The organism is Microcystis sp. M144S2, assembly GCF_020246065.1.
Taxonomy (GTDB): domain Bacteria; phylum Cyanobacteriota; class Cyanobacteriia; order Cyanobacteriales; family Microcystaceae; genus Microcystis; species Microcystis ichthyoblabe_A.
Genome location: NZ_JADBTR010000161.1, coordinates 18,479 through 30,839, shown reverse-complemented (window position 1 = coordinate 30,839; position 12,361 = coordinate 18,479). Strand labels below are relative to the sequence as shown.

The 12,361-nt window shown below is 40.5% G+C and carries 9 protein-coding genes; 4 read left to right on the top strand and 5 right to left on the bottom strand.

All coding sequences use genetic code 11. The features are described from left to right. Nucleotides 1-615: 615 nt before the first annotated feature. Complete coding sequence (gene argJ, locus IM462_RS18495; protein WP_002736235.1) at nucleotides 616-1,857, bottom strand: bifunctional ornithine acetyltransferase/N-acetylglutamate synthase; 1,242 nt, start codon at nucleotides 1,855-1,857, stop codon at nucleotides 616-618. A 180-nt stretch (nucleotides 1,858-2,037) separates the two neighbouring features. Here argJ and IM462_RS18490 point away from each other — a divergent pair, with 180 nt between their 5' ends. Then, nucleotides 2,038-2,445 carry a hypothetical protein gene (locus IM462_RS18490; RefSeq protein WP_024969066.1) on the top strand — a complete coding sequence of 136 codons (408 nt, stop codon included), beginning with the start codon at nucleotides 2,038-2,040 and terminating at the stop codon, nucleotides 2,443-2,445. A 12-nt stretch (nucleotides 2,446-2,457) separates the two neighbouring features. On the opposite strand, the gene IM462_RS18485 is transcribed toward IM462_RS18490, so the two are convergent. The 4 genes from IM462_RS18485 to petC form a co-directional block, all read right to left on the bottom strand. Then, nucleotides 2,458-4,107, bottom strand: coding sequence for an ABC1 kinase family protein (locus tag IM462_RS18485; protein WP_287699724.1), 1,650 nt, complete (start codon nucleotides 4,105-4,107; stop codon nucleotides 2,458-2,460). A gap of 294 nt (nucleotides 4,108-4,401) precedes the next feature. Beyond that, complete coding sequence (locus IM462_RS18480) at nucleotides 4,402-5,463, bottom strand: mannose-1-phosphate guanylyltransferase (protein WP_149975306.1); 1,062 nt, start codon at nucleotides 5,461-5,463, stop codon at nucleotides 4,402-4,404. Between the two features lie 132 nt (nucleotides 5,464-5,595). Then, nucleotides 5,596-6,582, bottom strand: coding sequence for a cytochrome f (petA, locus tag IM462_RS18475; protein ID WP_002754684.1), 987 nt, complete (start codon nucleotides 6,580-6,582; stop codon nucleotides 5,596-5,598). 43 nt (nucleotides 6,583-6,625) lie between these two features. Beyond that, complete coding sequence (gene petC, locus IM462_RS18470) at nucleotides 6,626-7,165, bottom strand: cytochrome b6-f complex iron-sulfur subunit (RefSeq protein ID WP_002781457.1); 540 nt, start codon at nucleotides 7,163-7,165, stop codon at nucleotides 6,626-6,628. A 361-nt stretch (nucleotides 7,166-7,526) separates the two neighbouring features. On the opposite strand from petC, the gene IM462_RS18465 reads away from it, so the two are divergent. From IM462_RS18465 to IM462_RS18455, 3 genes are all read left to right on the top strand, one after another. After that, nucleotides 7,527-10,835, top strand: a complete 3,309-nt coding sequence (locus IM462_RS18465) for an HsdM family class I SAM-dependent methyltransferase (RefSeq protein ID WP_287699723.1) — start codon at nucleotides 7,527-7,529, stop codon at nucleotides 10,833-10,835. Nucleotides 10,836-10,839: 4 nt separating this feature from the next. Then, on the top strand, nucleotides 10,840-11,535 hold the full coding sequence (locus tag IM462_RS18460; RefSeq protein WP_287699722.1) for a hypothetical protein: 696 nt from the start codon (nucleotides 10,840-10,842) through the stop codon (nucleotides 11,533-11,535). A 301-nt stretch (nucleotides 11,536-11,836) separates the two neighbouring features. Further along, the gene (locus tag IM462_RS18455) at nucleotides 11,837-12,127 is read left to right on the top strand and encodes a nucleotidyltransferase family protein (protein ID WP_287699721.1); all 291 of its coding nucleotides are present in this window, start codon (nucleotides 11,837-11,839) and stop codon (nucleotides 12,125-12,127) included. Nucleotides 12,128-12,361 lie beyond the last annotated feature (234 nt).

Sequence of the window (12,361 nt, the reverse complement as noted above, 5' to 3'; positions counted from 1 at the left end):
CGTTAAAAGTTGTCAGATGCCCCCCTTATTAAGGGGGGATTAAAGGGGGGACTAAGGGGGGATCGGCACCCCCCTTATCAAGGGGGGCAGGGGGGATCGAACCTAAAATCCATTTTTAATTTAATTATAACCAGCTACTTACAATCCAACCATTAAAGTTTATCTGTTAATCGAGTAATCGGCTCTCTTGGCTGCTGTGTGATCAACGGGATCGATCATCGAGATTGTCGGTATAGACTAGAGCCTAACGTCAACCTTTGATCAAGCTGTTGGGCTACAATCCAGCAAGGACAAGAGAGCCTGTTTAGAGAATCGATCGCTTTAAGTAGGGCTTGCTGAATAAATCTAAAAACCTTGTTGGATAGGGTTTTTAGACTTGTTTTCCCTCAAAAAGTGCCGACCTTTGGAGTGATTGGGGGGAAAATTCAGGTACTTTTTCCCTGAAAATTAGGTAATTGACCACGGCGGTTCGACAGGCTCACCGTCCACTCGACTGAGCTTCGCCGAACGTCCTGAAAATGGGTAAAACCCCACACCCCACACCCGTTCGGCTGAGCTCACGGCCGAAGCCCACACCCCACACCCTGCCCCTAGGAAAAGCTTTTTCAGCAAACCCTAGGTGGTGTACTCGGCGTTAATTTTGACGTAATCGTAACTAAGATCGCAACCCCAGGCCGTACCTGTTCCCGAACCGTTACCGATACAGATAGACATTAAAACGGTATCTTCTCGTAAATAAGCCCCGCTTGCTGCCGCTTTCAGGTAATTACTGGCACTAGCTCGATCGAACGCCAGAGGTTGGCCATTTTCCATCATCACGAAGTCGCCTAACTTAATTTGTAGATCTTCTTGATGGAAGACAACCCCGGCCCGGCCCGCGGCCGCCGCAATTCGTCCCCAGTTAGGATCTCGACCGAAAACCGCCGATTTTACTAAGGAAGAACCAGCAATGGTGCGAGCAATCTGACGAGCGGACTGATCATCGGCCGCCCCCGAAACCCGCACTTCTATTAAACAGGTGGCTCCTTCCCCATCCCGGGCGATCGCTTTGGCCAAGTATTGACAAACTTCCGTTAACATGGCCTCTAACTTTTGGGCATCCCGGCCCATTTCTGTGATCGCCGTGGTGCGCGATTGACCATTAGCCAAGGCGATCAGACTGTCATTGGTACTGGTGTCCCCATCCACCGTAATCTGATTAAAACTTTTATTAGCCGCCCGACTTAACATACTTTGCCAGAGAACCGTCGATACTGCGGCATCACAGGTAATAAAGGAGAGCATCGTCGCCATATTCGGGTGAATCATCCCCGATCCCTTGGCAATTCCCCCAATTGTGACCGGACGACCATCGATGGTGGTTTGCAAGGCGATCGATTTGGGGACTAGATCCGTGGTCATAATCGCCCGGGCCGTGCTTTCGCCACCATTTTCCGACAATAAACCTGCTAAGGTCGGTAAAGCGGCGGTTAACGCATCCATGCGAATCCGTTGCCCGATCACTCCCGTAGATGCCAGCAAAATTGCATCGGCGGGAATCCCTAAAACTTGGCTCAAGGCGGCGGCACTATCGAGAGCATCTTGCCATCCAGCTTCCCCCGTGGCGGCGTTTGCTTGGCCGGCATTACACAAAATCGCCCTGGCGCTGGCTTTAGTTTGTAGGCGTTGACGGCAATAATCGACGCAAGCAGCCCGCACTTGACTGGTGGTAAAGACTCCGGCGGCGATCGCTTCTGTTTCCGAGACAATGAGGGCTAAATCGGGCAAACCGGACGGTTTTAGGCCCGCGGCCATCCCTGCGGATTTAAATCCTTTTGGGGCCGTGATCCCCCCCTCTATTTCCTGCCAATCGGCCATTTTCTCCCGTCTCCTACTCAAATTCGACACTCGATTATAGCAAGTAAAAAGCCAAAAATTAGCAAAGGGTTTGACCGTTTCGGGTTGGGAAGTGGGGAAAAAAGGCCGACGGCTGATAATTCCTGGCTGCAAATTAGCCTAAAATACGATTAATTGGCCAGAATTTTGGAGAGATAGTTTATGGAACGCGGTTTATTGTGGACACCTTTATTAATTCTGTTTATTTGGTTGGCTTGGAGTGGTTGGAATGAATACCAAAAAGTGGAAATCTATCGACAATGGGCCGAAAACTTTGATCGAGCTAAGTATGATATATATTCTGTCTTAGGTCAAAAAGATAAAATTATCACTTGGGGAAAGCCAACTCGTAAGGGAGTGATTAATTTACAAACTTTTTCCCTAGAGGAGGTCAAAGAAATCCGTTTGTTAGTTAATAATCAAGTGGTGGATTTAGATGCTCTTCCCCCGCAGGGTTCCCCTTTCCTAGAATTTATCTTTAAGGAGCGATCGCCTGAAAAAATTCCCTTTACTGAAGTTGAATTGGCTAGTCGGTGGGCGAAATTTTTACAACAACAAATCTTAATTTAATGGCGATAATTTCTAGCGCAATCTACCCGATCGCAGGATACCGACAACTAACCATAAACCGATAAAACTAGCTGTGGCAAATAATACGGTACTAATAATAGTTAATTGCCGAGATTGGGTGCTGGCTGTGACAATGGCGGCCCCGATAATTAAGGAACCAATAATCACACTAAAAGCTAGTCGATTGGCGGAATTATCTAAACTGCGACGGAGATTATCTAAGTCGCGAATTTTCAGATTAACATTTAAAGTTTCCGAGGTTAAACCATCTAGTAAAACTTCAATTTGACGGGGATATTTCAGGGAAAAAGATTTCAAGTCTAAAACTGTTCTTAGGGCAGTTTGTAGGGGAGTGCTACCGATTAACTGTTGTTCAAGAATATTAGTTAATAGCGGTTTGACTTCTTCTAGGATATTAATATCAGGATTAAATTTTCGGGCAGTTCCTTCTAGATTGGCGAGACTTTTAGCGAATAAACCTAAATTACCTGGAAGTTTAATTCTATTGCGACGGGCAATTTGCAAAAGTTCATAAACCACCTCACTAAAGTTAATTTGATTTAAATTGAGGTTATAATATTTTCGCAGCATCCGCTCATAATCTACCTCTAATTGTACTAAAGTAATCGGGACTACTGACTCAGATAATTTAATAGTTAGTTGACTGCATCTTTTCGCATCTAAGTCAACAATTGCCAATAACAATTCTGTTAAAATTTGTTGAGTTTGCGGGTCTAATCTGCCCACCATACCACAGTCAATTAAAGCTACTCTACCATCGTCAAGATAGAAAATATTACCCGGGTGAGGATCGGCATGAAAGAAGCCATCAATATAAATTTGTTGAAAAAATGACCGAAACAAAATTCTAGTTATTTCACTTTTTCTTTGGGAAATTGCTTGCTCAGTTGGCGGTCTAGAAACATCGGCCTCTAAAATTTGTTTTCCTTCTAACCATTCTAACACTAATAGCTTGGAATTAGTTAAGTCCCAATAAATTTTAGGAATAACTAACTGTTTGGGTTCTGACCACCGACTCTGGGTTAAATTATAGCGTAATTGGTCAGTATAATGACCTTCTTGGGTGAAATCTAATTCCGCATTGACTGCTTTAATAAACTCCTCTGCTAAGTTAACAACGTCATAACTTTGACCAAATTCTGTTAGGGCAACTAAATCAGCAATTCCCTTAATTAAGGCACTATCTTGAGCGACAATTTTTTCGATACCCGGACGCAAGACTTTAATCGCTACTTCCTCCCCAGATAATAAAGTTGCCCGATGAATTTGCCCGATCGATCCTGCGGCGATCGGTTGGGGATTAATATACTTAAATACCTGTTTGATCGGTTTTGCTAACTGTTCGGTGATGACTATTTCTATATCTGTCCAAGCAACGGGAGGAACTTGCGCTTGTAGGGCAGTTAAAGCCTCGATATAATTAGCGGGTAGCAGATCGGGACGGGTACTAAGTAACTGTCCCAATTTGACGTAAAAAGGCCCCAATTCCACGAGGATTTTTTTGAGAACTTCTGGGGTGGGAATCTGGGGATTTTCTGTTTTTCCTAGGGTTAAAACCCCGCGCATATAGTCCCAACCGTTGCCGAGAACTATCTCAAGGATTTCTTTTTGTCTTTGACTGGTTTGGGGGAGTGAGAACACGGTATTATCAGTTATCAGTTATCAGTTATCAGTGGGGAAGTTATCAGTGATCAGATTTGAGTTTTAAGTGAGCAGTATTAAGTAGGTAGGCGTTAAAAATTATCAAATACCCCCCTTATCAAGGGGGGACTAAGGGGGGATCGACACCCCCCTTATCAAGGGGGGCAGGGGGGATCAGAGACAAAATCTATCTTCAATTTAATTATAACTACTTACTTAAATAGAAGTTTCCTACTGTCTTTTCACTGATTACCGTTTACTGATTACTGAAAAAGCTGGTAACTAATATCGATCCTATAACAATTTCTCTAATTTGGGATCGGTTTGTAATTGCTTGAGAACTTGTTTAATATCTTGGGTACGATCTTTGTGGACAACGAGAGTCGCTTTCCCGTCGCGAACAATTACCAGATCTTTTAAACCAATAGTAACGATCACTTCCTCCTCATCACTAGCATAGATAATAGAGCCTTCCGTATCCAAACCGACATGATTGGCCAGTTCAATATTTTTGCCCTTTGCTTCTAGTAATCTTTCCAGAGAATTCCAATCTCCCAGATCATCCCAACCGAAATTAGCGGGTAAAACGTAAGCGAGTTGGGTTTTTTCCATCAAAGCATAATCGATACTTTTTTTCTCTAAATCCTCATAGGCAGCGATGCCCCGATCGATCAGAGGCTGTAAAATATTATTAGCGTGGGTTTTTAGCTCCTCTAAAACCACTTGTCCCTGAAAGATAAACATTCCGCTATTCCAGCTAAAAAGTCCCGTTTCTAGGAATTTTTCGGCCGTGGTGCGATCGGGTTTTTCCGTAAAACGACTCACTTTATAGACGGGTAAACCATTAAATTCGCCTTGATTTTCTCCCTGTTCGATATAACCGTAACCGGTGGAGGGATAATCGGGTTTAATCCCTAAAGTAACGATCGCTTTTTGGCTGACGGCCACTTCTACGGCCGCTTTTAAAGTGTTAATATAAGCCTCTTGATTACCAATATAATGATCGGCAGGAAAAAAACCGATCGCCACTTCTTTACCATAACGTTTTATCACTTCTAAAGTAGCCCAAGTCACAGCCGGGGCCGTATCCTTGCCCACCGGTTCCACTAATAGGTTACTCTCCGGTAAATCGGGCAGTTGTTCGCGGACACCATCAGCGATCGCACTAGCGGTAATTACCCAGAGATTTTCCCAACCTGCCCCTAAAGATAATAGACGATCGGCCGTTGCTTGTAAAAGACTGCGACCACTACCATCAAGACAGAGAAACTGTTTCGGACGCGCTAGACGACTGAGAGGCCAAAAACGTTCCCCTTTACCACCGGCGAGAATGACTGGAACAAGCGACTGATTCATAAAAATTGACACTTATCGGTTAAGTTGAACCGATTGTATCAGACGGCAGCGAGGGGTGAGCGTTTTCCCGACCCAAAGCTAAAAAGCGGGCAAATAACCCGCTTTCTAGCAAAAATAACCGAAATATTGCGATTAGAAATTCATTTCGGCCGCTTGTACTGTTTCCACTTGTTTTTTCTTAATAACTAAGAGGATTTGGCAGAGCATAATACCACCGAGGAATAAAACTAATCCTTTGATCCGGCCGGGATTTTGCAGGACAACTTCCGTCTCTTTTTGACCAAAACCGCCGACATTGGGGTTACTGGTTAAAAATTGTCCCACTTCGATCGCTTGACCTTCCGAGACGATTAACTCAGGACCTGCGGGAATATTTTCCACCACGGGGCCAGCTTCAGAAGTGATGGTGACTTCATAACCACCGGCTTCGGTTTTGCTGATCTGGCTAATTGTACCTGCGGTAGAAGCTTTGAAAGCGTTATTATTGCTCGGTTCACCGGTGGGGTACACTTGACCGCGACCGCGATTGGCCCCTAAATGCACAGCATATTTACCGAAGTGAATACCCTTATTTTGGCTAGGATCGGGGGCCAAGACGGGGAAAACGATCTCTTTGTATTGATCCCCGGGTAAGGGGCCGACGATAACCACGTTATCTTGACCTTCTTTGTAGGATTGGAAATAGACTCCACCGAGTTTTTCCTGCATTTCTTCGGGAATGCGATCGGGGGGGGCGATTTTAAAACCATCCGGTAGCATTAAGACTGCACCGACGTTTAAACCCCCCTTGGATCCGTCGCCTAACACCTGTTGACTGGCGGGATCGTAGGGGATTTTTACCACTGCTTCAAAGACGCTATCGGGTAGTACCGAGTGGGGGATTTCAATTTCGGCGGGTTTTTGGGCTAAATGGCAGTTCGCGCAGACAATCCGACCGGTTGCTTCTCTGGGGGTTTCCGGGGCGGTTTGTTGCGCCCAAAAAGGATATGCTTGGGCCGATTGGGGGTTAATGACATCGCTGGTTAGGAGTAGGGAAACGGTAGCGATCGCCACGAGGACAGCTTTCACTAGGGCCTGTCTGTGGACTTGCGGGAAGCTTAAAAAGTTGAATGTTCTCATCTCTATCGGTTGAATAATTCCAAATCTCGTCACATTGAATAATCTAGGACCACCAGGGTTCTTCACCGGTGCGGAAGTCGGTTTCCGTCCAAGTGGAGAAGACGACTTTATCATTATCGGTGACGTTGGCATGGGCGAGGGCTAAGGATAGAGGCGCTGGACCGCGAACTACTTTTCCTTCGGCATTGTACTGGGAACCGTGGCAAGGACACATGAATTTTTCTTCGCTGGCATTCCAAGGCACCACACAACCTAAGTGGGTACAGACGGCGTTAATTCCGTAGTTGGCCAGGGTTTTGTCCTCTTGGACGACTAAATAGGTGGGGTCGCCTTTTAAACCTTGGGCTAAGGTGCGATCGCCAGCGTTATGGCTGGTCAGAAATTGACTGACAATCACATCATTGCCTAGGGCATCTTTAGCGGTGACACCGCCACCCGTACCACCGGCCGAGGGGGGAATAAAATACTTAACAATCGGATACAAAGCCCCCGCTGCTACTCCGGTAATTGTACCAAAGGTCAACAGGTTCATAAATTGACGACGCCCCAAATCGGGAACATCTGTACCGGAAACTTGACTCATTGCTCCTTATCTCCAAATGTAAATTTTTGTAAACTAATTCTCATCTAAGGGCGATTTTGTGCATCTCGATCAAGACGAAAACCCAGAGCTTAAAGAAGGTTTACAAGGGCTGTATTAGATTATTACAGATATTGAGTCACGGACAATTGCCACAGCAAAGCTGCCCCAAATGCGATCGCTGTTTTCTCGCTTTCAGTGCTAGAGGCAAATTATTAAAAAATTGACATAATGGCGGCTTGTCTGTTTACTTGACAGTTACGCTTCCTATCAGTCATACTATTAAAAATAGTTCAAAAAAACCAAAGATTAGGTTATGTGACTCTAACCAACACAATCAACTATTACCAGTGATTTACTCAAGATGATGACAGCTAATTCTGCTTATGAATTGTTAGAATATGCTTATGATAAACTCGATTTTAGTCAAGGCGACTTAGTGAGTTCAAAAGTGTCATTGTCAGAAATAACTTTAGAAGAGTGGATAGAAAAAGGAGATTGGTTAGAATTAGCCAAGCAAGTTGAAGCAGAAAAAGTTTTTTTTGTCAATAATAATCCTGTGATTATTTTTGCTAAATGCGATACTCAAGAAGATGAAAAAGTACGGCAAATCTTTAATAAAATATGGTGTATGGCTAGACCAAGTTACCTATTTTTAGCGAAAGAAGGTGAACTAGCTATTTACGATCTAACCAAACCACCTGCTAGAAGTATAGAAGATTGGAAGGAAAATAATAGACCGTTAGAAGTTGCCCAAAACATACTTGAAGTAACTTCAAAACTTTATCAATACAGACGGGAACAAATTGAATCAGGGAAGCTTTTTGAGGATGAGCGTTTTGAAACATCTAATCAACGTGCTGATCAATCACTGATCAAAGATTTAAAAACAGTTCGTTTAGCCTTAATTCGTGAAGGATTAAGCGAAAATAAACGTAAATATGCTCATGCTTTAATTGGTAGATCAATTTTTATTCGCTATTTGGAAGATAGAGGAATTTTAACTCAAGAGTATTTTGAAGCAATAGCACAAAACAATGCAACATGGAAAGCCTTACTTAATGCTCCTGACGATCAGTTAAATATGGAAATTGAAGCTAAACAACATTATATCAAAATATTAAGTGATAAAAGTTTTACCTATGCTTTATTTAATCGGTTGAGTCAAGATTTTAACGGAGATATGTTCCCTTCTGATGAACAAGAAGCGGAATCTGTTGAGCAACAGCATTTATCTCTCTTACAAGAATTTTTACAGGGAAATATTGATCAACAAAAAAAATTATTTTTCTGGGCCTATAAATTTGATATAATTCCTATTTCTTTAATTAGTAGTATTTATGAAGAATTTTATCATGAGTCAAATACAGAAAATATTGATAATGGGACGCATTATACACCGAGTTCATTAGTAGAATTTGTCTTGTCTAAAGTTTTAACGTCAGATTGTTTGACAACTCATCCCCGTATTCTTGATCCTTGTTGTGGTTCAGGAATCTTTTTAGTGGAAGCATTTCGGAGAATTGTGAGACATCGAGTCTATCAAAATCAGGGACAGCGATTAAGTTGGCAAGAGTTAAGAGAAATCTTAAAAAATCAGATAGCTGGGATAGAAATTAATTCAGAAGCTATCAGAATTACTGCATTTAGTCTATATCTTGCTTTATTAAATTATCAAGAGCCTCGAAACATTTTATCACAAATTAAACGAGGTGAAAAATTACCCTTTTTAATTTATCAAGCGAATGGGTTATCTGAGGATAATCACTTTAATAATTTAGTCTGCGATAATGCTTTTCAAGAATTTTCTAACTCAGAGGATGTGATATTATCTAGAAATTTTAGTAGTCAATGTGCTGATGTTGTTGTCGGTAATCCTCCTTGGGGATCTCCTAAAACGAAGGATAAAAAAGGCACAAAAGACTTAAATATCGCTTTACAATGGTGTCAAGAACGTGATTATCCAGTCGGAGATAAAGAACGTTCTCAAGCGTTTATCTGGAGAGTATTTGATTTTTTAAAAGATAATGGATGGTCAGCATTAGTGGTATCAACAGGTATTTTATTTAAGACCCATGATAAAAGCAAAGAATTTAGACAAAAATGGTTAAACAGTGTCTTATTAAAAGAAGTTGTCAATTTTGCTCATGTTCGTGATATTTTCTTTAAATCTGGTAATAAAAACCAATCTAGTGCCTCAATTTCTCCTTTTGCTTCAATTATTTTTCAGAAAGTCAATCAGACAGAGTTAACCTTAAAAGATCAAGTTGTCACTTATTGGTCTGCTAAAAAAACAGCTATGATTAAAAATGTGCAAGCTGTTATTTTGAGTGTTATGGATCGTCGTGGTATCAGACAAAGTGAACTATTTTATAATGATTCTTTATGGAAAATTTATTATTGGGGAAATCATCAAGATGCTGGTTTAATTCAAGGTATAACTTTAGCTCCAGCATTAAAAGAATTACATGATCCTAACAATAGTGGTCAAGGGTTTACAACTGGAAGTGCTTATTCAGCACCACAATGGCTATCTGAATATCAAAATCTACCGATTCCCAAATTTCAACGTTATTCTTCTATTCAAAAAGACTGGTTTACATCATCTCCCAAAAAAGTGCATCGTATAGCGAATGAATCTTTATTCTATGGTGAAAGATTATTGATTAAACATGGCATTAGTCAAGCATCTAGAAAAAAAGGAGAAATTATTGCTCGATTAGAATCAGAAAACTTCAGTTTTACAAATTCAGTAAATTGTATCAAGTTACATGATGCTGAAGAATGGAAATATAAAATTATATTAGGAACTTTATGGTCTTCATTATCTCGTTATTACTTTTTTCTGACTTCTAGCAAATGGGGAATATGGCATGATGGAATTTATAAGGATGAATATTTAAGTTTGCCGATTATTTTTCCAAAGGATCAAGGTATTCGGGAAAAAGTTATCGATATTGTTGAGCAATTACAGAATTGTAATCCTATAAAGTATAGTATTGAACATCCTGAAGGAAAAACTCCAGAAAAAATAGAAGCACAACTCACTGAATTAGAATATCAATTAGATGAGGCAATATTTGATGTCTATGATCTCACCATTGCTGAACGGGATCTCATTCGTGATATGTGTGATGTAGGGATAGAGTTTTACTATAATCATATCAACAGTAAAGCAGTAAAACCTGTTGAAAGCTATCCTCAACAAAATCAAGGACTTCTCAACGATATTAATAAAAACCGTCAAACTCAAAAAGAATTAGAAGGTTATTTACAAGCCTTTTTAGATATTTGGAATCGAGAATTAGAACCTGATGGTGAATTCAGTTGGCAGATTATTCGTCCTCAATTTCAGGGGTTAGAAAATCCTATGTTAGCCGTTATTTTCTCTACACAAGAGTATGGAGAAAAACCTCAACCTGTCTCCCAATCAGAGCAAAAACAATGGATAGAAATTATTGATCAATTAGCAAGACAAGAAAACGGTTTATTAGTTCCCTATAATAGCCATCAAATTTATCTTGATGGTTTAGTTCGTTCGGTTTCTGATACAGAAATCATTATTATTAAGCGTAATGAACGAAGATTCTGGACTCGTAGCATGGCGCGTGAGGATGCGGAGGCAACAATGCTTCAAATTATTAACTTACAAGAATCTCAAGAAAGGCTCTAAACTTATGGCAAAACCAAGTTTATTAGAAAAAGATATATGGGGTAATCATGAAAAGAGAGTTTTGGAGCTTTTTAGTCGTGCTTTGAAATTACTTCAAGAAAGCACAGATTTGCCGTATAAAGAAGATGATTTAAGTCGTCAGCTTTTTATGTTAGTTCGTAGGCTAAATTGTCAGAATGATAAACAAGGGCTTTCCTGTTCTCCCATATATCAAGGTCAAAATCAGCCTGTTAGTGATGATGCAAGTCGATCTAGACGAGAAGACAAAAAACCTGATTTTCAGTGGGAAATGCGGGATTCACATGAGATAAATCCTGAGAGGATGTCTAGGTACTATACTTTAGAAGCTAAACGATTAGGTTCTCCTCCGTCAAAATTTCAAAAAGATTATGTTTTAAAAGGCATACAAAGATTTATTTTAGCTGAATGGGGTTATGGAAAATCCGTCAGTTCGGGAGCAATGATTGGTTATATTCAAAATATGGAATTAAAAGAAATTTTAAATAAAGTTAATAAGCATTGTTCACAACTAACCATTATAGATTTAACTTTATCGCCGGAAGGATGGCAAAATGATGTGAGTCGTCTTGACCATCAACTAGAACGTCCTGATGTGCCACCTAGTCCATTTAATTTAAGACATCTATGGGTAGATTTACGAAGTAAAAAAACTGATAACAATGACGATACCTCATCATAAAAATTTATTCAAATTCTCCATTAAACGCTCATGAATCTCATCACCCCAAAACCGAAATAAGGACAACCCTAGACGATTGACCCTTAAAAACGCATCCTCAGCATCATAAACGGCTAATTCTCACTGATTCTGACTCATTAAAATCATCAATCTACCTTTTAAGTCAACTCTTAGAAATTGCTAAAATAGGAGTAGAAAAAGCGATAGAAACCGATGAAGAAACGGCAACCGCTTGGATAAACCAACAACTAGAAAGCTTGGGAGTAAACCTAATCTGATGAACACAAAAATAAATCTACCAATGGAACAAATTAAAGGATTTTGTCAAAAGTGGCAAGTCACCGAATTGGCATTATTTGGTTCAGTTTTACGCGAAGATTTCCGTTCAGATAGCGATATTGATATTTTAATTACCTTTTCCCCAACTGCTAAACGAGGTTTAACCGAAACCCTACAAATGCGCGATGAACTGCAAGCAATTTTTGATCGAAAAGTAGATTTAATTGTGAAAGCATCACTCAAACGGAGTGATAACTGGCTAAGATGTAAAAACATTTTAGAATCAGCACAGATTATATATGCCTCATTGTAAATGCTATCAGACGTATTTTGCGCTATACTGATGGAAAAATAAATTAACAGAACTTTTGAAAGCGATCGCACATTTACTCTAAGAGTGCTTTAAAAGCAAAATCCAAACAACTCTTAGAAATTGCTAAAATAGGAGTATAAAAAGCGATAGAAACCGAGGAAGAAACGGCAACCGCTTGGATAAACCAACAACTAGAAAGCTTGGGAGTAAACCTAATCTGAACAACACAAAAAT

Excerpts from the sequence above, each read along its gene's own strand:
- argJ (WP_002736235.1), bottom strand. The coding sequence starts at position 1,857 with ATGGCCGATTGGCAGGAAATAGAGGGGGGGATCACGGCCCCAAAAGGA.
- IM462_RS18490 (WP_024969066.1), top strand. The coding sequence starts at position 2,038 with ATGGAACGCGGTTTATTGTGGACACCTTTATTAATTCTGTTTATTTGG.
- IM462_RS18480 (WP_149975306.1), bottom strand. The coding sequence starts at position 5,463 with ATGAATCAGTCGCTTGTTCCAGTCATTCTCGCCGGTGGTAAAGGGGAA.
- petA (WP_002754684.1), bottom strand. The coding sequence starts at position 6,582 with ATGAGAACATTCAACTTTTTAAGCTTCCCGCAAGTCCACAGACAGGCC.
- petC (WP_002781457.1), bottom strand. The coding sequence starts at position 7,165 with ATGAGTCAAGTTTCCGGTACAGATGTTCCCGATTTGGGGCGTCGTCAA.
- IM462_RS18465 (WP_287699723.1), top strand. The coding sequence starts at position 7,527 with ATGATGACAGCTAATTCTGCTTATGAATTGTTAGAATATGCTTATGAT.
- IM462_RS18460 (WP_287699722.1), top strand. The coding sequence starts at position 10,840 with ATGGCAAAACCAAGTTTATTAGAAAAAGATATATGGGGTAATCATGAA.
- IM462_RS18455 (WP_287699721.1), top strand. The coding sequence starts at position 11,837 with ATGGAACAAATTAAAGGATTTTGTCAAAAGTGGCAAGTCACCGAATTG.